The sequence below is a fragment of the Flavivirga abyssicola genome, assembly GCF_030540775.2.
GTDB classification, from domain to species: domain Bacteria; phylum Bacteroidota; class Bacteroidia; order Flavobacteriales; family Flavobacteriaceae; genus Flavivirga; species Flavivirga abyssicola.
Genome location: NZ_CP141266.1, coordinates 2,919,687 through 2,941,550 on the forward strand (window position 1 = coordinate 2,919,687; position 21,864 = coordinate 2,941,550).

Here is a 21,864-nt window from a genome sequence, read left to right on the forward strand (position 1 = left end):
AATAAATTTTCGACAAAAAAAAGCTTCTCGATACATCCCGAAGCAAGTTCGGGACACTCGAAGTGATATCTTGAACTCTTAAACAAGATTTACGTTATTTTATTTAATAAAGTTACAATTTCAAAAAAACATTCTAAAAATTGTAACTTTTAGTTTAATCTATTCGATTGTTATCTTAAAGCAACTTTTCTGCTAATAGTGCCATTATCAGTAACAATTCTTGCCACATATACACTTACTGGTAATGTTGAAACATTTACAGCATTATCAGCACTAAGTAGTGTTTTAGATAAAACTTGTTTTCCAGTAAGGTCAAAAATTGTTAACTCACCTTTACCAGATGTAGGCAATGAAATTTTTAATTCTTTAGTTTGAGGATTGTTATACATTTTAAACCCTTTTTCAATTTCTTGCTCTAGACTTAATGTAGAAGTTGGTATTAAATCAATACCATTACATATCCATTTCGTACTAGATGCATCTTTGTAAAATCCAAATTCCGCTCGATTAATGGCACCAGACAAGTCAATTGTAAATACTTTAGTAACGTAAGTATCTGCGGGAACAACTATAGGAGTCATAAAAAAGTTATTTACAACTTCAGTTCCATCAAATACATTAGCTCCAATTTCTACATCTGTTTCATTGTAAAAATGTAACGTTACTTGATACTCTTCTGCTTCTGTGTTTTGACGGAAAAGGCAATAACCACCAGATCCTGCATGGTCACTTAGCAAATTATTAGCTGCGCTTGGAACGTCTTTTGTGAAAGATAGTTTATTATCCACGTCATTTTGTCTCCAACCGTTTGCATTTCCAGAACCATATACTCTATCTACAGGAATCTGCACATAACCTGTTTGTGCTGGTGAGTCAGATGTTCCGAAATCTATAAAATAAGATTCTGGTGTTTGCGCATTATTTGTAATTGTTAATAGCAGCATTGCTGCTATACTTAATAAAAATAGTTGTAATTTTTTTTTCATGTCTTTAAAATTTTATAGTTAAAAAATAATTTAAGTTGATTTTATGCTGAATAATTATACAAGTTTGTTTTCAATAAAATCGGATTACAATATCTGTTTATTTTAAGAATATAATGGTGGTTAAATGGTTCTATTAAGAGTGTTTTTTGTTCAGCACTGCTTTAAATCAGTCAATTGCATAAAAAAGCACCTTAATTTAATTAAGATGCTTTCATATCTATACTAAAATGTATAGCTTTTAATGTAAATCTTATAGTTATTAATGACCTATATGTTTTTTTCTTCGAATTCGGATCTAGATTCCAAGTATTCTCAAATACTTTACGATTTACAGTTTCATATCTTTCTAATGGTTTATGATCTGTTAACTCAAACTTATTTTATATCCTTAATGGGGGTTTTTAGTAAAATGAATTTATATTTTAAGAATTAATGAAACAAAGCTATTGTATATGATAAAAAAAGAGTCATACTATTTAGTCTTATATTTGGTATAGATACTGTTCAGTCTTAAATATCAACTAACTGATTAATTTAAGAAAATTTGCATTTTATAGTATTTGTTAAACGAACATAAAATGTTATTCCAAAAGTATAACTATAAGTAAATAATAGTAATATAATTTGTTTTCAAGGATTAAAATTGTATTATTGTATTTTGTATACAAAATACAATTTTATGATTCAACATGCAAGTATTAGTGAACCGATATACTTAAGACTTAAGGAGATGATTCTTAATGGAGAGCTCAAACAAGGTGAAAAAATAGTACAGGAAAAAATAGCAGAAAAGCTTGGTGTGAGTAGAACACCGTTAATGAAGGCGTTATTAGCATTAGAGAATGAATACCTAGTAGAGAGTATACCAAGAAGAGGTATGTACATACGCTCATGGGATAAAAAAGAGATTATCGATATCTATATATGCAGGGAAGCAATTGAGGGAATGGCTGCACGTTTACTAGCCCAATCAAAAGATGAGGACGTTATAAAACAACTTAGAGGTTGTTTTAGTCCTTTTTTAAATAATAAAGAGATTGACCTTGATGCATATACAGAAGCAGATGAAGTATTTCATTCATTGCTAATTAAACTTACTGGAAATGCGCCATTGGATAAAATATATTTTTTTGGAAACATCCATGAAAAAGTGATTGGTCATGGGTTAATAAGACCGCCAGAAGAAACATTGGATGAACACTTTAAAATTATTAAGGCTATAGAAAAAGGTGATGCCGATGGAGCCGAACAATTTGCCAGAGAACATATTAAAAAATCTAGAGAATTATTATTTGATCAATAAAAATTAAAAAAAGTGAAAAATTACAATATTGCAGTAGTACCAGGAGATGGTATAGGAAATGAAATAGTACCAGAAGGGTATAGAGTTTTGGAGGCAGTAGCAAAGAAACATAATTTTAATATTGCTTCGGAAATATTTGATTGGGGAGCAGGTTATTATTTAAAACATGGAACGTTTTTGCCAGAAGATGGCTTAAACACACTTAAAGCGTTCGATGCTGTTTATTTTGGATCTGTTGGTTTGCCAGAAGTTGACGACACCCTTCCTGCTAAAGATTATACATTTAAAGTACGTACACATTTTGACCAGTATGTAAATTACAGGCCGGTAAGAACATATGCTGGAGTACAACGCCCATTAAGAACAGAAAAGCATATAGATTTTGTAATCGTTAGAGAAAATACAGAAGGCGAATTTGTGCAGGTAGGTAGTCAATACCTTCCGGATTCTGAAAATGGTATGGGAGTAGATACCAGTATTTTTACAAGAAAAGGTACTGAGCGTATAGCGCATTATGCGTTTAAATTGGCCAGAAAGCGGAGAAATAAAGTAACTCACATAACAAAATCCAATACACTAATTAATAGTTTGTCATATTGGGACCGCGTTATAAAAGAGGTGGCAGCTCAATATCCGGATGTGGAACATGACCAGATGTATATTGATAATTCTACAGCAAGTTTTGTTTTAAAACCAGAAATATTTGATGTGGTACTAACTACCAACCTTTTTGGAGATATCTTAAGTGATCTTGGTGGAGCTGTTATGGGGAGTTTAGGTCTTGGTGGTAGTGGTAACATTAATCCAGAAAAAGATTTTCCGTCTATGTTTGAACCTATTCATGGCTCGGCACCTGATATTGCTGGTGAGAATGTAGCAAACCCCTATGGACAAATATGGTCTGCAGCAATTATGTTAGAGCATTTAGGAGAAGTCGAAGCAGCCAATAATATCATGCAAGCCATAGATAAAAGTACTTCAGAAGGCGTACTTACTAGAGACTTGGGAGGAGAAGCAAGTACTACGGATGTAGCAGATGCTGTAATTAAAAACTTATAAAAGAATGCACCCTATTGTTGATCTTACATTAACGTATACCAATGGTTTTACTGGGTTTTCAAAAGAAATAAGTAAAACTATTGGTGCAGATGGATGGAATGCTAGTACACTAACATTTTATTCACATTGCGGTACTCATATGGATGCTCCCATTCATTTTAATGTAAGTAATCAAACTATAGACCACATTCCGGTAACAGACTTTGTTGGAAGAGCTTGGGTTGTTGATGTAAGGCATATAGGTTCTAAAGGCTTAATAAATCCTGAGCATATTCCTCAGAAAATAAAAGATGAATTTGTGGCTGGTGATAGTCTTATTTTTTGGACAGATTGGTCTCAATATGCAAATACTCCGAAATACAGAGACGAGTTGCCTAGAATAAGTGAAGATCTTGCCTTGTGGTGTGTTAATAAAAAGGTGAAAATGATTGGTGTGGAGCCGCCTTCAGTAGCAGATGTGAATAATTTAAATGAGGTTACTAAAATTCATCAAATCTTATTACAGGGAGTAGTCATTATAGAAGGGCTTACTAATATAGAGGCCTTACAAACCAATTGTGTTGAGTTGATAGCCTTACCTTTAAAAATAGGAGATGGTGATGGTGCTCCAGCACGAGTGATAGCCATTGAGAAATATTTATGAGTTTTTCATTATCGCACATATCAAAACAGCTACCATTAGAAGATACTTCTAATTACAGACGTTTAAATAAAGTTCTTTTTAAAGAATTGAATAGAACGTGTATAGTTATTGATGATGACCCAACAGGAAATCAAACAGTGTATGATATACCACTTTTAACACCGTGGGATTTGGAAACTTTGATTGATGAATTTAAAAAAGAAACCCCGGTATTCTTTTTACTAACAAATTCAAGAAGTTTATCGCAAAAAAAATCGTCTGAGGTTTATCAAGAAATTTCAAAAAACATTTTAGAAGCATCAAAGCTTATTAATAGGCCATTTACCGTTATTAGTAGAAGTGACTCTACATTGAGAGGTCATTTTTCGGAAATTGATGTCATAAAAAATACTTTGAATTTTAATGATGCGATTACCGTTTTTCTTCCTGTGATGTTTGAAGGGAATCGTGTCACGGTAAACGATATACATTATATTTCTGATGGAGATCATCTAATTCCGGTTAATGACACACCGTTTTCTCAAGACCATACCTTTGCATACTCTAAAGCAAACTTAAAAGAATGGATTGAAGAGAAAACCTCTGGAAAAGTAAATGCTTCAGATGTTTTTTCATTACCAATAGAAACCGTTAGAAGTAAAAACACAGAATGGCTTAGTGAGCAAATCAAGGCTTTAAAACCTGGAACCTTTTGTATATCAAATGCATTAAATTATTATGATCTAGATAAAATAACACAAGCTTTATTATTAGCTGAAAAATGGGGTAAAAGAATCGTATATCGTACTTCAAGTTCGTTTGTACCTTCTTATATAGGATTAGAGCCAAAACCATTATTAACTTCAGAAAAAATTATTAATTCAGATAGTCAAACAGGAGGTTTAACCATAGTAGGGTCTTATGTCCCTAAATCCTCTGAACAACTAAATTATACTTTAAATTATTACAATAAAAATAACATTATTGAAATCAATGTTGAAACCATATTAAAAGAAGATGCCGATTTGTATTTAGCATCTATTATTACAAAAATAGATGAAAGTATAGCTAGAGGGAATGATGTTATTGTTTATACAAGTAGAAAATTAATTACAGGAAAAAATGCTGATTCCAACATAGATATTGCGTCCAAAGTATCTGATGCTTTAGTTACTTTGGTTAAAGGTATTGGTGTATGCCCAAAATATATATTAGCCAAAGGAGGTATTACGTCACATGATTTGGCATTAAAAGGCTTAGGAATGAGACGCTCAAAGGTTTTAGGTCAAATAGAACCAGGAGTTCCCGTTTGGCAAATGGGCAAAGAAACAAAATTTCCAAAATTACTATATATCGTATTCCCTGGTAATGTAGGTCATAAGAAATCACTTTTAACAATAACTCAAAAACTATCTTGATATGAGCAAGTCAATACCATCCAAAAGATATGGATTTTTCGCAGGTTCTTTTTTAATTACCCTGTTATTGTATATAGATCGTGTCTGTATTTCATCAGCCAAAGATTCTATTAGTGGGGATTTAAATCTTACCGATATCCAAATGGGATGGGTTTTAAGTGCTTTTGCACTAGGATATGCTTTGTTTCAAGTACCAGGAGGTGCATTAGGCGATAAATACGGGGTGCGTCGGGTTATGACATCCATTATGGTATTGTGGTCTATATTTACAGCGTTAACCGGAGCAGCTTGGAACTATATCTCGATCCTTGCATTTAGATTTATTTTTGGAGCAGGAGAAGCAGGTGCATTTCCTAATATTTCAAGAGCTGCATTTTCATGGGTGCCATTAAAAGAGCGCGGTATTTTTCAAGGAATAAACTTTTCAGGATCAAGATTAGGAGCTGCTTTTGCACTGCCCTTGGTTGCTTATTTGATAGATGCCTGGGGATGGCGAGCTATTTTTTATTTTTTCGGAGCTGTAGGGATTATTTGTTCGGTAGTATTCTATGTTTTATTTAGAAATAAACCAGAAGAACATAAAGCAATATCAGATGAGGAGAAAGCATATATTGTAGAAAATCGACAACAAGAAGACAAAACAACAAAAAGAATACTACCATTAAGTCGTATTTTAGGCTCTAAAAATGTGATTCTGGCAATGGTTCAATATGTAGGAAGTAATTTTATTTTCTTTTTTATGCTAACCTGGTTGTTTCCTTATATCAAAGCAAAATATAACCTAAACCTTGTTACTACTGGATTTTATGCCATGTTACCTTTACTCGCTGGTGCAGTAGGTAATTGGGTTTCTGGTTATACTGTTGATGCTATTTATAAAAAGGGGAAATGGAAATTATCCAGACAAATACCAGCTATAATTGGTTTTTCTTTAGTTGTTATAGGAATTCTTACAAGTTTATATATGAAAACTGCCTTAGGTGCCGTTTTATGTTTATCGGTTGCCATTTTTGGAGCTGATATGACATTGAGCCCCTCTTGGTCGTTTTGCATGGACATTGGAAAAGAAAATTCCGGAAAAGTTTCTGGAATGATGAATATGGCTGGTAACCTAGGATCTTTTTCTACGGCATTGGCATTTCCTTATTTAATGGCTTGGACAGGCTCTAACGAGCCATTCTTCTTTATCGCTGCATTTTTAGGAGTGATAGCTATCGTTTGTTGGTTATTTATGGATTCTGCTAAAGAAATACGTTATGAAAAATAAATTAAAAGGTGTTGCCATTGGCGCGGGATATTTTAGTAAGTTTCAATATGAAGCTTGGACCCGTATTCCTGAGGTTGAAATGGTGGCACTTTGTAATTCTAATTTAGAAAGAGCAGTAGGTATTATGAACGCCTACGGCATTAAAAAACATTATGCCGATTATAAAGAAATGATCATAAAAGAAACCCCTGATTTTATAGACATTATTACACCACCAGAGACACATCTTGAAATGTGTAAGTTTGCTGCAGATCATGGAGTGCATATTATTTGTCAAAAACCACTTGCCCCAACTTTTGCTGAGGCTAAGGAAATAGTAGATTATGCACAAAAAAAGGGAGTGCACTTTGTGGTTCATGAAAATTTTAGATATCAACCATGGCACAGAGAAATAAAAAAAATCATTGATCACGGGGAGATAGGAGATCTATTCAGCTTGAATTTTAGATCACGTATGGGAGACGGATGGGGAGAAGATGCCTATTTATCAAGGCAACCTTATTTTAGAGATTATGAGAGGTTGCTTATCTATGAAACTGGAGTGCATTTTATAGATACTTTTCGATATCATGTTGGAGAGATTGAAAGTGTTTATACGATACTTAAACGGTTGAATCCGGTTATAAAAGGAGAAGATTTAGGGTTGATGATTCTTAATTTTAAAAATAATGCACATGCCATTTGGGATGCAAATAGATATAATGAGAGTCATTTTAAAAATGCAAGATATACTTTTGGGGAGTATTTAATTGATGCTTCTAAGGGTAGTGTTAGACTATATTCCGATGGAAAAATCACCATTCAAAAATTAGGAGAAGCAGAGAAAAATCATCCATACGTACATAACAATATAGGTTTTGCTGGTGATTGTTGTTATATTTTTCAAAGAGATTTTGTAGATAGTTTTCTTTCAACAGGTGTTTTTGAAACGAGTGGTGTAGATTATTTAAAAACATTAAAAGCGCAAGATGCAGTGTATGAATCGGCTAAAATAAATAAACCCGTATTTGTTTAAACCTGCATAATTTTAATAATAAGTAATGCAATCAAGCATACATTAAATTCATTATAAAATGAAAAGAATATTTGTTTTAGTAGGTTTATCATTTTTATTTTTTAAACCTGTTTTTTCGCAAGAATCGAAGGTGTCCATTGAAGGCGAATTGAAAAAATGGCATAAAGTGACACTTAATTTTACAGGTAAAGAATTGGCTGAATATGGTGCAGAAAACCCATTTTTAGATTACCGTTTAAATGTCATGTTTAAAAATAAGAATAAGACCTACGTGGTTCCTGGGTTTTATGCCGCCGATGGTGACGCTGGTGAGACAAGTGCAGACAAAGGTAATGTATGGCAAGTAAGGTTTACACCAGATGCCATAGGGAAATGGACGTATCATGTGTCCTTTAGAAAAGGAAAAGCTATTGCGGTAAGTGACGATCCTAAAGCAGGAAAAGCAGTTCAATTTGATAATATAAGCGGTGATTTTTCAATCGAAGAATCAGATAAATCTGGTCGCGATTTTAGAGGTAAAGGCCGTTTAGTTTATACTGATACGGGATATCTTCAATTTCAAGAGACAAAAGATTATTTCCTTAAAGGAGGCACCGATAGCCCCGAAAGTTTTTTAGCATATTATGAATTTGATCAAACGCCAGCATCCCATAAATATGAGCCACATGCTAAAGACTGGAAAGTTGGTGATCCAACCTGGAAAAATGGAAAAGGTAAAAACATAATAGGAGCCTTGAATTATTTGAGTTCAAAAGATATGAATGCTGTTTACTTTCTTACCATGAACGTTCAGGGAGATGGTAAAGATGTTTGGCCATGGAATGATATTAACGAGCGCTATAGGTTTGATTGTAGTAAATTAGATCAATGGGAGGTTATTTTCGATTATATGGATGCCTTAGGTTTAATGCTTCATATTGTAACTCAGGAAACAGAAAATGAATTGTTATTGGACATAGGACAATTAGGTGTGCAACGAAAACTTTACTATAGAGAACTTATTGCACGCTTTTCTCATCATTTAGGAATAACTTGGAATTTAGGGGAAGAAAATGGACCATTGCACTGGACACCTAAAGGACAAGACGATAAAGATAGAAAAGCTATGGCAAAGTATATAAAAACTCATGATCCATATAAAAATATAGTTGTTTTACATTCTCATGCTAATAGTGATGCGCAAGATTTATTTCTTGAACCATTATTAGGCTATGCCTATTTAGATGGGCCATCTATGCAAACACATGATCCGAAAGATGTGCATGACCGAACTATTAAGTTTGTAGATGCTTCTAAAAAAACGGAAAGACGGTGGATTGTTTGTCAGGATGAAATAGGGCCAGCACATACTGGAGCAAAACCAGATGCAGATGATCCTGAGCATAACGAGATAAGAGCCCAGGTTTTATGGGGTAATTTAATGGCTGGTGGAGCAGGAGTTGAATGGTATTTTGGATATAAATATGCTCATAACGATTTAAAATGTGAAGACTGGCGCTCAAGAGATCTCCTATGGGATCAAACAAAACATGCTTTAGACTTTTTTCAAAAGCACGTGCCCTTTACGAAAATGCATGCCGCTGATAATCTTACCGATAATCCTAATGATTATGTGTTTGCAGAAAATGGGAGTACTTATGTTGTTTACTTGCCAACAGTTACCGATACAAAAATCGATTTATACAGCTTTAATTCTAAATTCAATGTAAAATGGTATAACCCAAGAACTGGAGGGAGCTTGCAAAAAGGAAGTGTAAAAACAATAAAAGGAGGTGGAGTTGTTTCTATTGGATTGCCACCAAGTAAAGATAAAGATTGGGTAGCCTTAATCACAGTAAAAAAAAAATAGCGTCTACTACAAAGCACGATGAAGACACTGTTATAACTTTGAAAGCATTATCCGATTTTGAAATTAATAAAGCTAACGAGGCCGTATATTATGTAGATCAAGGCAATAGCGTATTATCAATAGATGCATCTAACAAATCATTAAGAAACAAGTTTGCAGGAGCAAGAACCATATTTAAAGGAAAAAGTGGCCTTTATAAAGCCGTTCTGACTGCAATGGCAGAAAATGACGGTGAATCTGTTTACAAAATAAAAATAAATGGAAAAGAAGTAAGCACATTGGAAAACCCTTCTACAAAATCTTCTTTTTCAACAGTAAAGCATAAGTTAGATTTATATCTTCATAAAAATGATATTATAGAAATATTATCTAAAGCAGTAACTAATGGCAAAATACCAGAAAATGATGAAACAGCATGGTCTAGGGGTAGGTGGAGTTCTTTAATATTAAAGCCCGTTGGCCTAGAAGTAACTAATAAGCTTAAAGAAGTAAAGCCATTTCTGGAAAAAGATGGTTTTTTACAGGTCGAAGCAGAGAATTTCCACGATAAGACTAATAATGAGGTAAAGCGTGAGTGGTATATTAGATCTAACAATGATGATATTCCTTTTTCTGGAGATACTATAGAGAATCATTCAACAACAGCTAGTAAGGGGGCTTATATTGAAGCATTACCGGATACTAGAGTAACGCATGATGATGCACTCATAACTGGAGAAAATTTCTTTCCAGTTCCAGGCACAGGAGGGATTGTTTCTTATAAAGTTAAAATTACAAACCCAGGAATATATTATGTTTGGGCATTAGCTTATTCTACAGGTACAGAAGATAATGGTTTACACGTAGGTATCAATGGCGAATGGCCAGAAAGTGGAGCCCGTATTCAATGGTGTGAAGGTAAAGACAGATGGACTTGGTCTTCAGCACAACGTGTTCCGGAAAATCATTGTGGTATCCCGCAAACTATAACTCTTAATTTTGAAAAAGCAGGAAATTATGTTGTTTCATTCTCAATGCGTGAAGATGGTTTTGAGTTTGATAAATGGATACTGACCAAAGATAAAAGCTTTATACCTAAATAAATAGTTAGGAATACCGCTTTAATTAAGTACGCTAAATACTATCAATCATATCTAAAAAGGCTCAAACACAAAATGTAGTTGAGCCTTTTATTTATTTCTACAGAAATAAAAAGGGATTAATTAATTGAAACAATACGTTTAATTATTTTGACTTGTTTGAAGTTGTCGAATTTGCAATTCAATTTTTAAAAATCTTTCTTAGGTGAAATTTTGGTGTGATTAGCTTGTCTAGATGGATATACGTTATAAGTAACATTTATAGATTTTGATAATTAGGAAATAATTTAGAAGCTAAAATAAGAACGTGTTAAAAGCTAAGTTGCAAAATAGATGAGGTCGAAATAATGTAATGTGATATTTGCTAGAACAACTTCAAAACGTATTGAATTCAAAAGGAATGCAGGAAGCCATTTTAGGAAACCTTTACCATGAAAGCCAAGAAGTGAGATATTATTTGTTTGGGTTTAAGCTAAACCCAAACAAATAATCTGTATCTAAAATTAGAGAAAAATGTCTTTCGCTATTTATTTTAAGTGTATTCCTAAACGCTCCTGCACCATCTAATATAATCGTTTTATTTTTCTAATAATTCTTCCAATAAATCAAAGGCTTCTTCTCCACTACCTAAAAATCGTTTTACAATATTTCCTTTTGGGTCAATTATAAGCTTTGTTGGAAAGCCTTGTACGTTAAATCTATTTACAAAATTATCAGAGGTGTTCTTTTTGTCGCTCAATATCTGTTGCCAATCATAATTGTGCTCGTCAATAAATTTTTGAACGTTTTCTTTGGTATCACCAGAATTCACACCTAATACAACTAATTTATCTTTATATTTTTCTTTAAAGGCTTTTACTTCTGGCATTTCTTTTACACAAGGGCCACACCAAATACCCCAAAAATCTATAAGTACATATTTGCCTCTTAGTGAATTGATATTGAATTCACTGCCATCTAGTGTTGCAGTTGTTTTAATTGAAGGTACAGGAAACCCTTCTTTGGTATTTTTAATACCAGAGACTCTAGTGGCTATGATTTTATAGTCTTCGAATTCTGATAAATCATTTGATGATAGCCCATTAAACAACTCTTCAGCTTGTGTTTCATCAATTTGTCTTCTTAATAACAAATCATTTAGATACCATGTGGCACCTAATGATTTTGGGTTGTTTTTAATATGGGAAATTAATTCGTTTATGTTCTTTTTAGCTATAGCTTCTGATTTTTCTTTATTATCAAGAATTACTATCGAATCGGTTTCACTGGTGTTTGCTATTGCCAAATTTCCTACTGTATTGTAGTTTGGAAATGCTAGTTTGTTAATAGCAGCTAAAGCATCGTTAAATTTATCACCTTCAGGATAAGCATTCATGAAATCTGTAGCTTCTCCAGATACCTTAATATCTGCCCCTGGAAACGCATAAAACATAAGATAAGAACATTTTACAGGAAAAAAACCTCTACCATTAGCAGGAACCTTAAATAGTTTTTTATCTGGACCTTGAGAACTTGGAGAGGCTCTAATGAGCGTCAATTTTGAAATAGTATCCGAAAATTGAATTTTACCATTTATAACCTTTATGGTATCTGGGAGTGTTCCTTTTTTGTATTCTTTATCAGGGTGTTTGAAAAATAAATGACCTTCAAGCCCTTTGATCTCTCCACTTAAGGTAAATTGGTTGGGATGTGTTTCTTTTGTTTCATTTTTACAAGACACTAAAACTAGTGAAGTAAGTAAAAAAATTATAGCATATTTTAATGATTTTTTCATAACAATTTCTTTTTAAAAGCCGATGTGGCTTTTAATTTAACTATCTAGTATTTGTTGGGTTTCTTAAAAAGAAAGGATATATATTAAACGCCCTAATTTCATGAATTAGGACGTTTTAAGTAATTAATAATCTGGGTTTTGGTCTATAATGTCACCATTTAAATCTATAGAGTTTAATGGTATAGGTAGTATAAATTTATTAGGATCTGTAGCAGTTGCTTTAACATCGGATACTTGGAATCCGGTTTCAAAACCATCCGCATAATCGTAACGAATTAAATCAAACCATGTCTCACCATATTCTGTTGCTAACTCCATGGCTTTTTCAATTCTTACAGCTTCCAAAAATTGATTTAATGAAATTGATGCTGGATATGTTTCAAAACCGTCTCCTCCTGTTGTAGTAGCTCCAGATCTAACTCGAATAGCATTTAAGGCATTTAAAGCACCAGAGCTTACTGAATTTGTCGCTCTAGCATCAGATTCAGCGTAAATAAGATACATTTCAGCCATTCTTAAATAATATATAAAATCAAACCTTTGACCTAAAAATAGATTAGCATATTTACCATTTTTTCCTAAGAATCCGTTTACAGTAGAAATTCTAACACCATCGTATCTAATATCTTGTCCGTTTACGGAAATACTACCGTTAGTAGCCATATCTATATACTGACTATTTAATTTAAAAAAGAACCCCCAAAAAAGGTTTAAATCAGAAGATTCAGAGGCATCTTGATAGATATCTAAAATAGCTTCAGAATTATCCAGAGTAGCAATACTACTATGATTGAATAGTTCATTAAATGTGGATGTAAGCGCAAAGTTACTTCCCGAATTAGTTATAACATCATTGGCTAATGCTGCAGCTTCAGCATAATCTCCTTTATACAATAATACTTTTGCTTTTAGAGCCTTTCCTAAGGTCTTGCTTACAAAATATTTAGCTCTTAAATCTGGAGCATCACTAATAACATCATCTAAATCTGTAATTATAGCCTCATAGGTTTGGGCTACAGACTTTCTAGGAAACGCTTCATTTGATTTTGCTGGAGATAGACGAACATCTATACCATAAGTAGAGTTTATGTCATAAAATTGTCCCCATAGGCGTAATAAATCAAAATGAGCCATAGCTCTTAACGCCTTTGCTTCGGCAACAATTTCTAAGCGTCTTCCTGGTTGGAAACCATCATCAGATAACTCTGAAACTTTTTCAATAATCCAATTAGCTCTATTTATTTGTTGATAAAAGCTAGAGTATAAAGTTAGTAGGATACCACCTTCAACTAATGGGGAATTATTGCTAAAACCTAAGTTTTCTACTGGTGCAGTAGCATCAGAATTATTTGCGGCAGTAAAACTCATCATGGAAGGAATTAAAGGAGAGTAAACACGTCCACTTAAAAATCCTTGTGATTGCGTTGCAGAATAAGCTCCAGTCAAAGCTAATTCAGCAGATGCAGCATCTCTTATTGCAGTTTCGGCAGCTAGCCTAAACTTAGGCTCAAAATCATCTATATCATTTGCTAATTCGCAAGAGGTTAAGCATAATGTGATAACACTAAGAATGCTTGTACAAATTTTTATATTTAAAGTTTTCATAGTTTATTTTTTTAAAAGCTTACGTTTAATCCTAATGTGAATGTTCTAAGTATTGGATACGAATTTCCTCGGTCGTCGGTTAAACCAGTAGTAAAATTACTTCTGTTTACACTCTCTGGATCTAGACCAGGATAGTCTGTAATAGTGAATAGGTTATTACCCGTTAATGTTAGGCTTAAATTTGATAGGCCTAATCGATTAATAAGCGTTTCGTTAAAGCTGTAACCAATTGAAGCAGAGCGTAACCTTATATACGAACCATCAACAATAGCAGAAGAAATTGCTGGGATTTGTGAGCCATTTTCTCTATTTCTGAAACGGGCATAAGCAGCATTAGTGTTTTCAGGAGTCCAAAAAAGATTGTCTAAAAACACAGGGCTGTTAGTTTGAAAAGATCTTCCGGTAATATCATATTGTAAAGGTTCTTGCCAATACCTTTCATTACCTTGAACATATTGAAAATTGAAAGAAGCATTCCAGTTTTTAAAGCTAAATTCATTATTCCACCCTCCAAAATAGTCTGGATTGATATCGCCTATAACTTTTCGGTCTTGCTCTATTCCAACTCCAATATCACCACTTCCATCTACATCTTCAAAAATAAAATCACCTATTTGATTTAAGCGTGTATCATAAACACCATTTGGTGCATTAGCATTTAAATCGTCTATTTGCTGTTGCGTTTCAGCTATACCTATAACATTTAAACCTCGAATGGAACCAATAGGGTAGCCTTCTATTATTCCTGGAGATAATCCATCATTAAGCGCATCAACATTGTTTTTAATAAATGATATATTGAAAGAAGAGTTCCATCTAAAGTCTTTACTTTGAATAATATCTCCGCCTATGGTGATTTCCCAACCTTTGTTAGATACATCTGCAATGTTAGTATTTACAGTTGAAAAACCTGTTTCTGGTGTTGATTGACCTAAAACGATTAAATCTGAGGTGAGTTTTTCAAAATAAATAACTTCAGCATTTAAACGGTTCTTGAATAGACCAAACTCTATTCCTAAATCTAATTGGTCTGTTTCTTCCCATCTTATATCTGGAGCTGGTAAAGCCAAAGGAGCAATACCATTAACACCGGCATAATCTGAGCCTCCAAAAGTAAGTGGGTTTAAATATGACGCAAAAGCAAAGGCTGGTAAATTATCAGCACCAGTACGTCCTAAACTCGCACGTAGTTTCAATTGACTTATAACCCTATTATTTTTTAAGAACTTTTCGTTATGTACATTCCAAGCAACAGCAGCAGAAGGAAAGAAGCCATATTGGTTGTTTTCACCAAACTTAATTGAACCATCTCGTCTTGCTGTAAAGGTTAGTAAATATTTGTCATCATAATTGTAATTTACACGGCCAAAAATAGAGTTTAATGCATTTTGAATGTTATTGCTATTAAGATCTAATACATCACCTGCAGATTTAATATCAGTTAAAATATCATCATCTGGGAACCCGTAATACCTTTGGAATTCAAGATCTAAATTAGATTGATCCCAAGAAAGACCTGCAACAACATCTAGTGTATGCTTTTTTGCAAAGGTTTTGTTGTAGCTTAACGTATTTGTAAATACTGAATTCCAAGAATCAGTTCTGTTTATGGATAAGTTGGCACTTTGGTCGGTTTGTCCTTCTCCTTCGGCATATCTAATAGCAGCTCTAGTAAATGAAGGTTGAAAATTACTTGTTTTATCGTTATTTACACCTATGCTTATTACAGACTTAAACTTTAAGCCTTCAATTATTTCATATTCGCCATAGGCACTTGCTAAAAGGTTTTGAGATCTTGCTGTAATTACATTTTTAGCTTCATCATATAGTGGGTTTAAAAAGAATGTTGACGTATCAAAACTACCTCCAACAACTCTAAAATTTCCTGTAGGATTACCTATGTCATCTAAAACGCCTAAATCTGGTCTATAGGTAATACCTCTAGTTAGTGAGGAGATAGCATTTCTCTCGTTTCTAGTATTATTATAGCTAATATTAACTCCTACTTTTATTTTGTTATTTATTTGAGTGTCTATATTAGAATTTAAAGAATATCTTTTTAGCTTGTGACCAATAATAACACCTTCTTGATTTGATGTGCTTGCAGAGAATAAATAATTAGTAGTCTTACTACCTCCAGATATTCCGATATTATGTTGTATCCAAAAAGCATCTTTATTTCTTAGTAAACTTTGCCAATCTGTGTCTTCAGTTCCAAAATAGTTGTCAGGGTTATTAAGAATAGTATTAATAGGTTCATCACTAGCTAATGAAGGGTCTAAAGCCACTGCAGCATTAGTATTTTCTATTATACGCGTTCTAAATTGACTTGCGTTTTGAGCTTCTCTTAACTCTGTTGGGTTTTGAATGGTACTATTTACAGAATAGGTAATTCTAGCCTTTTCATTTAAACGTCCTTTTTTAGTGGTTATTAAAATAACACCGTTGGCAGCTCTAGAACCGTAAATTGCCGCAGAAGAGGCGTCTTTTAATACATCAATACGTTCAATATTAGAAGGGTTAATTGCTAATAAAGGGTTTTCTCTAGGCGCATTAGTGCCAAAATCATTGCCAGCAATTTGAGGATTAATTGTAATAGGAATCCCATCTACAACATACAAAGGTTGGTTGTCGCCACCTAATTGGCTCAAACCACGAATGTGTACAAAACCTTCATCACCTAAACCACCACCACTGGCTCCAACAAGTACTCCCGATATTTTTCCAATAAGTGTTTGTTCTACAGATTGTGTTTGGATTTGGGCTATATCTTTACTATCCACTGAGCCAACAGAACCTGTTAAATCTTTCTTTTTGGTGGTTCCATAACCAACAACTATAACTTCTTCTAGGTTACTAATTTCTTCCTCCAAGGTGAAATTTGCAACTGTTCTGCCGTTTAATTGTTCTTTTATGTTTTTAAAACCATACATTCTAACAAATATGAATGGATTATCGTTACTCCCTGATTTATAAGTTAATTTGTACGATCCATCAAAATCTGTTGCTACACCTGTTCTGAAGAGGCTTTTTTCATCTTCGTTTCCTATAGCGACTAATGCACCAGGTAGAGGCACTCCATTTTTATCAGTTACAATACCTGTAACTGTTTTTTCCTGTTGCACTACTTTAACTTGTTTAATGATAACAGTATTGTTTTTTGAAATATCAATTTTAAACTTCCCAGAAGACAGACTTTGCTCTAATAGTGTATTAGCGTTTATAATCCCTTTTTTAAGTAGAACCTTTGGAAAGTTTTTAAACATGTTCACTTGATAAATAAAGGTGTAATCTGTTTGACTCATAATCAGGTCAAAAACTTCATCGACAGTTACTTCTTGGCTTTTATCAATTTTAATTTTAGCGTTCTGAGACAAAATTGTATTAGGTGTGGCACTAAAAACGCTAAAGCACAATAAGAATATGAAAGTTCTCATAATTGTTAATAGTAGTTTTTTTCTGGTGAAGAAGAAAACCTTGGTTAGTTTTAATTCCATAAATTTGTATGTTATTAGTTAGTTAAAACTTTTAATTAATTAGTAATTTAAATAGGAGGGATGAAGCCTTATACTTTGGACGGTCTAAGCTTTGTTCCTCTTTTCTTTAATTTTTTAGTGTAATTGTAGTATTGTTTATGTCATAGGCATTTATAAAGTTTGTATTTTTAATTAGTATTAAGATTTCTTCTATATTTTGGTTTTTACTTAGAACACCTTTAAATTCAATTTGTTCTAATGATTTATCTTCAAAAACGAAATCGACATCATACCATCTTGATAAAACTTTTGAGATATCTTTTAAGTTTTTGTTCTTGAAACTAAATAGCCCTCTCTTCCAAGCAATTTCCGAATAAGTATCTACTTGAATAATTTCAACTTTTTTGGTGTTAGTATTTAATATGGATTGTTGGCCTGGATTTAAGAAATTTTTATGTTGATTGTTTGCTACAGTTACTTTTCCTTCAATTAATGTGGTATAGATGTAGGTTTCATCTTTATATGCTTTTATATTGAACTCTGTACCTAAAACTTCAACTTCTTGCCCTTGGTTAAGCACTTTAAAACGATCACCATTATGGTTTTCACTTGGTGATACATCAAAATACGCTTCTCCATATACTAATTCTACTGCTCTAGTTTCACCTTTAATAAAATTTACAGGATATTTTAGTTGAGATTCGGAGTTTAACCAAATTTGAGTACCATCGGCTAGTTTTATAAAATATTCACCACCTCTGGGTATCGTTAAGTAATTATAAGCAATTTCAGGTTTTGTGTTATTCGTATTTTTATAAACGATTTCTTTTCCATTACTAATAACATTTTCTGAAATATAATCGTTTCCTTTCTCTAGTTCAATAGAAGTTCCATTTTCCAGAGTTAAAACAGCTTTATTGGTGCCTATTTTTATATTGTTATTTATGACGACTTTAGAGTCCGTTACACGATCTTTATTTTTTATGAAAAAATAACCTGCGGATAAAAATAGGAAGACTGCAGCTGCGTATTTAAATATACTTTTTCTATAGAAAGAAATAGTTTTGCTATCATCATTTTCAATTTGAGTTAGAACCTTATTGTAGGCGTCATCAATATTATTTTTTAGCGTAGCTAAATTCAAATCATGGTAATCTGAAATGTAAGCTTCCAATTTAGATTGGTTTTTAGGATTACCTAACCAATCTTTAAGTTCCACTAGCTCTTTTTCTGTAATGGTATTAGTTAATAATTTTGTAATATGAGATTTCATAATTTTTTACGAATATTCTTGAGGTTCTCTTATTTTAGTGTGCTTCTTTCATAGTATTGCTCTAAAATTTAAAAAAACCCCTAAAAAATTTTAAATTTTTTTTAACCTTTGGATAAAATTTTATCTGTATGAATGAAATTGATGCTGTTAAAGCATTCAAAAATGGCGATAAAAAAGCGTTCAAATATTTGTTTGAGCTTTATTATGATAGATTGGTAGCATATATTGTTACCTATACTCATGATAAGATGAGTTCTGAAGATATTGTGCAGCAGGCATTTGTGAATTTATGGAAGGATAGAGGTAAATTAGATGAGATAAGATCTCCAAAGAATTACCTATATGCTATTGCTTATAACAGGTATATTGATAGTGTTACGAAAGAGAAAAGAAAAACTAAACTGTTTGATGTCGTTTATGAAAGAGCTTTAAGAGATAGAATAGAAGAGGATAGAGAGGTTTTAGATAAACGTATTGAAAAAATGAATTCAATTATAAGTACTTTGCCACCACGTTGTCAAGAAATCCTTAAGATGAACAAGGTGCAGGGTTTTAGATATAAGGATATAGCAGAGACTTTAGGCATTTCAGTAAAAACGGTAGAAAGCCAAATGGGGATAGCCTTTAAAAAGATTCGAAAAGCTTTTGAAGACGACAAATTGATTTTATTGTTACTTAGAAATGTAACTATGTGATGACAGGTAGTTTTTCGAGAGGCCAGAATGGAAAACAATATTTTTCTATTACAATAATCCTTATAAAAAGGAGCTTATTTCGGGAAAAATAGTAGGTTCAACTATTGAGTTTATTTTACTGATAGATGATGATTTAAATAATAAAAAAAAGAGGACAACTTTTAGGAAGTTTAAAGCTATCCTCTCCTCGAATGGAGTCCATCGAACCCATAAATACTATGTTTTGAAAAATTCTCTTGTTGTGATAATTTAATGATTTATAGAGATTAAGAGACTCTTTGGCCATTTTTAAGAAGTAAGTACCACATTTTTGCAGCGAATCTAATTTTAAACGTTTATAAATCTAACTTATTTAATAATTTTGGTAACTTGGGGTCAGAAGGTCTTGGGGCATCAGCTTTTATAACAATACCATTGGGATCTAACAGTATAAATCTTGGAATACTTCTTATAAGGAAATAATCAGTGAGAAGCTTATCTTCATTGCTGAATAATTTAATTCCAGTTAGTTTTTTTTCTTTTACCATATTATACCACTTATTATAATCCTTCTTTTTATCTATGGATATACTAACAAATTCTATATTTTTATTATGGTAAGCTTTTTCTATTCTTTTTAAACTTGGAAATTCTCCTATACATGGTAAACACCAAGTGGCCCAAAAATCGATATAGACATATTTGCCTTTTAAATCATCTAAAGATGTTGTACTTGAGTCGTGGTTTTTATAATCTTCAAATTTTGGGGATGCTTTCCCTTCTAAAGCTTCTACAGTTTCTTTAAATTTATTTTTTGCTAAGTTTTGTTCACGTTTTTTATACTGGTAATCAAAAAATTTTTGATGTTCTTGAAAAATTTTCTCTTGATCGGCCAAAAATAATGAATCTTTAATATCTGTTTTTTTAAGTAACACTCTTAATTCTTCAATAATAGCATTGGATTTCTTTTCGTACTCTGGCTGTTCTAAAGCCATTAATTCATCGTAATCTACACTCTCAATTTTAAGAGAAACTTCTTCTATAAAATTATTATGCTTAGCGCCTTTGCCATCAAATGTTATATCGAAAGCTGCTATCTTATTCTTTAAATTGATTTTTAAATCGTACCCATTTTTTAAATACGTTCTAAAGGATCTATCTCCTTTATATATATCATAAAAGCCTTCTTTAACTTTAAGTGTGTCTAAAAATGTACCATCTTCATCCAGAGTTATGAATTTACTGTTACCTTGAGTTCTCACGACTATCAAAGAGTCCATAATTGGATTTTCTACAATTCCTGAAAGTGTTACATAGTCTATCTGCTGTTCTTTTTTACAGGATACAATTAATAATATAAGTGCTATTATGGATGTTGCTTTTTTCATAATTTTAGTTTGTTATTCATTAATTTTAAGATTAATAAATTAGATGTCTAATCCATCAATTAATTGTGTTAATTTGTTATCTGAAGGTTTAGGAGCATTGGCATCAATAATAGTTCCATTTGGGTCTATTAAAATGAATCTTGGTATACTGGTTATACCGTATTCTTTTTTGAAAGACTCATCTCCTTTTGCGTATAATTGTATTCCAGTAAGCCCTTTTTCTTTCACCATCTTTTTCCATTTATCATAATCAGACAGTTTATCTGTAGAGATACTTATAAAAACTATATTTTTACCATGATATTTTTTTTCTATTTTTTCTAAATAAGGAATTTGCTGTATGCAAGGACCACACCAAGTAGCCCAAAGATCTATAAAGACATATTTACCCTTAAAATCATCCAAAGAGTTGGTTCCGCCTGCATAATTTTCATAGTTTACAAATTTTGGCGATGGTTTACCTTTCATATTAGAAGATAATTGTTTGCCATTATAAAGTTTTTTAATATAATTTAACCTTTTTTTGAATTTTGTAGTCTCTTTTTTTATTAGAAATGAGTCTATATTGGGGGTGTTTTTTAAGAGGTTTTCTAAATCTTGAAAACGAATCATTACCTCTTTTTCAAAATCGGTATTATTTAAAACAAATAATTCTTCTAACTTCTTGTTTAAAGCAAATCCGTTACGATTTTCCATTTCAGCAACTTTTACTAAATAATTGTTTGCTTCTTCACCTATACCCTTATGTTTAATTGATGTCTTATAATTTTCTGCATCTACAGTTGTTTTTAAATGATACCCATTTTTTAAATATATGAAGGGTAAATCTTTAAGATTGCTTCCATCAAATAATGCATGAAGTCCAGGTTCAACTTTTAACGTATCGGAATACTCTCCTTTGTCATTTACTTTAATAGTTTTAATGCCTCCTTTTCTAAGGTCTAAAACCACTATGGAGTCAGCTTTTTGATTAGTAATAGTTCCTGAAAGTGTAACATATGTTTTGGGGTTTTGTTTATTACAACTAAGCAATAATAAAACAGTAATTAATGGGTATATTATTTTTCTCATAATAA

Annotated in this window: 16 protein-coding genes; 9 read left to right on the forward strand and 7 right to left on the reverse strand. The window is 32.3% G+C overall.

The features are described 5' to 3' along the window. Positions 1-170 precede the first annotated feature (170 nt). Positions 171-986: a T9SS type A sorting domain-containing protein gene (locus Q4Q34_RS12265; RefSeq protein ID WP_303316257.1), complete on the reverse strand. Its 816-nt coding sequence runs from the start codon at positions 984-986 to the stop codon at positions 171-173. A gap of 679 nt (positions 987-1,665) precedes the next feature. On the opposite strand from Q4Q34_RS12265, the gene Q4Q34_RS12270 reads away from it, so the two are divergent. Genes Q4Q34_RS12270 through Q4Q34_RS12305 form a run of 8 tightly spaced genes read left to right on the forward strand, consistent with a single transcriptional unit; the run spans position 1,666 to position 10,601 of the window. Continuing rightward, positions 1,666-2,289 (forward strand): GntR family transcriptional regulator, encoded by a 624-nt coding sequence (locus Q4Q34_RS12270; RefSeq protein WP_303316256.1) that lies wholly within the window; start codon positions 1,666-1,668, stop codon positions 2,287-2,289. A 12-nt stretch (positions 2,290-2,301) separates the two neighbouring features. Then, on the forward strand, positions 2,302-3,348 hold the full coding sequence (locus Q4Q34_RS12275; protein ID WP_303316255.1) for a tartrate dehydrogenase: 1,047 nt from the start codon (positions 2,302-2,304) through the stop codon (positions 3,346-3,348). Between the two features lie 4 nt (positions 3,349-3,352). Then, entirely contained in the window at positions 3,353-3,991 is a 639-nt protein-coding gene (locus Q4Q34_RS12280) for a cyclase family protein (RefSeq protein WP_303316254.1), read from the forward strand. Next, positions 3,988-5,388, forward strand: coding sequence for a four-carbon acid sugar kinase family protein (locus Q4Q34_RS12285; protein WP_303316253.1), 1,401 nt, complete (start codon positions 3,988-3,990; stop codon positions 5,386-5,388). The genes Q4Q34_RS12280 and Q4Q34_RS12285 overlap by 4 nt, the downstream gene beginning before the upstream one ends. Position 5,389: 1 nt before the next feature. Next, on the forward strand, positions 5,390-6,655 hold the full coding sequence (locus tag Q4Q34_RS12290) for an MFS transporter (RefSeq protein ID WP_303316252.1): 1,266 nt from the start codon (positions 5,390-5,392) through the stop codon (positions 6,653-6,655). After that, positions 6,645-7,670 carry a Gfo/Idh/MocA family protein gene (locus Q4Q34_RS12295; protein ID WP_303316251.1) on the forward strand — a complete coding sequence of 342 codons (1,026 nt, stop codon included), beginning with the start codon at positions 6,645-6,647 and terminating at the stop codon, positions 7,668-7,670. Before Q4Q34_RS12290 ends, Q4Q34_RS12295 begins: the two co-directional genes overlap by 11 nt. 58 nt (positions 7,671-7,728) lie before the next feature. Further along, the gene (locus tag Q4Q34_RS12300; protein WP_303316250.1) at positions 7,729-9,519 is read left to right on the forward strand and encodes a DUF5060 domain-containing protein; all 1,791 of its coding nucleotides are present in this window, start codon (positions 7,729-7,731) and stop codon (positions 9,517-9,519) included. A gap of 38 nt (positions 9,520-9,557) precedes the next feature. Continuing rightward, a complete protein-coding gene (locus Q4Q34_RS12305; RefSeq protein ID WP_303316249.1) occupies positions 9,558-10,601 on the forward strand; it encodes a hypothetical protein in 1,044 nt (347 codons plus the stop codon). Between the two features lie 574 nt (positions 10,602-11,175). Here Q4Q34_RS12305 and Q4Q34_RS12310 read toward each other — a convergent pair. The 4 genes from Q4Q34_RS12310 to Q4Q34_RS12325 form a co-directional block, all read right to left on the reverse strand. Beyond that, positions 11,176-12,372 carry a TlpA disulfide reductase family protein gene (locus tag Q4Q34_RS12310; protein ID WP_303316248.1) on the reverse strand — a complete coding sequence of 399 codons (1,197 nt, stop codon included), beginning with the start codon at positions 12,370-12,372 and terminating at the stop codon, positions 11,176-11,178. A gap of 123 nt (positions 12,373-12,495) precedes the next feature. After that, entirely contained in the window at positions 12,496-13,977 is a 1,482-nt protein-coding gene (locus Q4Q34_RS12315) for a RagB/SusD family nutrient uptake outer membrane protein (RefSeq protein ID WP_303316247.1), read from the reverse strand. Positions 13,978-13,988: 11 nt separating this feature from the next. Then, on the reverse strand, positions 13,989-17,414 hold the full coding sequence (locus tag Q4Q34_RS12320) for a SusC/RagA family TonB-linked outer membrane protein (protein ID WP_303316246.1): 3,426 nt from the start codon (positions 17,412-17,414) through the stop codon (positions 13,989-13,991). 166 nt (positions 17,415-17,580) lie between these two features. Further along, positions 17,581-18,726: a FecR family protein gene (locus Q4Q34_RS12325; RefSeq protein WP_303316245.1), complete on the reverse strand. Its 1,146-nt coding sequence runs from the start codon at positions 18,724-18,726 to the stop codon at positions 17,581-17,583. Positions 18,727-18,854: 128 nt separating this feature from the next. Here Q4Q34_RS12325 and Q4Q34_RS12330 point away from each other — a divergent pair, with 128 nt between their 5' ends. Next, on the forward strand, positions 18,855-19,421 hold the full coding sequence (locus Q4Q34_RS12330; protein WP_303316244.1) for an RNA polymerase sigma factor: 567 nt from the start codon (positions 18,855-18,857) through the stop codon (positions 19,419-19,421). A gap of 335 nt (positions 19,422-19,756) precedes the next feature. Here the strand turns inward: Q4Q34_RS12330 and Q4Q34_RS12335 are convergent, their stop codons facing one another. Both Q4Q34_RS12335 and Q4Q34_RS12340 read right to left on the reverse strand, forming a co-directional pair. After that, a complete protein-coding gene (locus Q4Q34_RS12335) occupies positions 19,757-20,788 on the reverse strand; it encodes a TlpA family protein disulfide reductase (RefSeq protein WP_303316243.1) in 1,032 nt (343 codons plus the stop codon). Between the two features lie 39 nt (positions 20,789-20,827). Next, positions 20,828-21,859, reverse strand: a complete 1,032-nt coding sequence (locus tag Q4Q34_RS12340) for a TlpA family protein disulfide reductase (protein ID WP_303316242.1) — start codon at positions 21,857-21,859, stop codon at positions 20,828-20,830. Positions 21,860-21,864 lie beyond the last annotated feature (5 nt).

Bases quoted from the DNA above. Each gene is read 5' to 3' on its own strand.
- Q4Q34_RS12325 (WP_303316245.1), bottom strand. From the start codon at position 18,726: ATGAAATCTCATATTACAAAATTATTAACTAATACCATTACAGAAAAA.
- Q4Q34_RS12330 (WP_303316244.1), top strand. From the start codon at position 18,855: ATGAATGAAATTGATGCTGTTAAAGCATTCAAAAATGGCGATAAAAAA.
- Q4Q34_RS12270 (WP_303316256.1), top strand. From the start codon at position 1,666: ATGATTCAACATGCAAGTATTAGTGAACCGATATACTTAAGACTTAAG.
- Q4Q34_RS12340 (WP_303316242.1), bottom strand. From the start codon at position 21,859: ATGAGAAAAATAATATACCCATTAATTACTGTTTTATTATTGCTTAGT.
- Q4Q34_RS12290 (WP_303316252.1), top strand. From the start codon at position 5,390: ATGAGCAAGTCAATACCATCCAAAAGATATGGATTTTTCGCAGGTTCT.
- Q4Q34_RS12285 (WP_303316253.1), top strand. From the start codon at position 3,988: ATGAGTTTTTCATTATCGCACATATCAAAACAGCTACCATTAGAAGAT.
- Q4Q34_RS12295 (WP_303316251.1), top strand. From the start codon at position 6,645: ATGAAAAATAAATTAAAAGGTGTTGCCATTGGCGCGGGATATTTTAGT.
- Q4Q34_RS12335 (WP_303316243.1), bottom strand. From the start codon at position 20,788: ATGAAAAAAGCAACATCCATAATAGCACTTATATTATTAATTGTATCC.
- Q4Q34_RS12265 (WP_303316257.1), bottom strand. From the start codon at position 986: ATGAAAAAAAAATTACAACTATTTTTATTAAGTATAGCAGCAATGCTG.
- Q4Q34_RS12300 (WP_303316250.1), top strand. From the start codon at position 7,729: ATGAAAAGAATATTTGTTTTAGTAGGTTTATCATTTTTATTTTTTAAA.
- Q4Q34_RS12310 (WP_303316248.1), bottom strand. From the start codon at position 12,372: ATGAAAAAATCATTAAAATATGCTATAATTTTTTTACTTACTTCACTA.
- Q4Q34_RS12315 (WP_303316247.1), bottom strand. From the start codon at position 13,977: ATGAAAACTTTAAATATAAAAATTTGTACAAGCATTCTTAGTGTTATC.
- Q4Q34_RS12280 (WP_303316254.1), top strand. From the start codon at position 3,353: ATGCACCCTATTGTTGATCTTACATTAACGTATACCAATGGTTTTACT.
- Q4Q34_RS12320 (WP_303316246.1), bottom strand. From the start codon at position 17,414: ATGAGAACTTTCATATTCTTATTGTGCTTTAGCGTTTTTAGTGCCACA.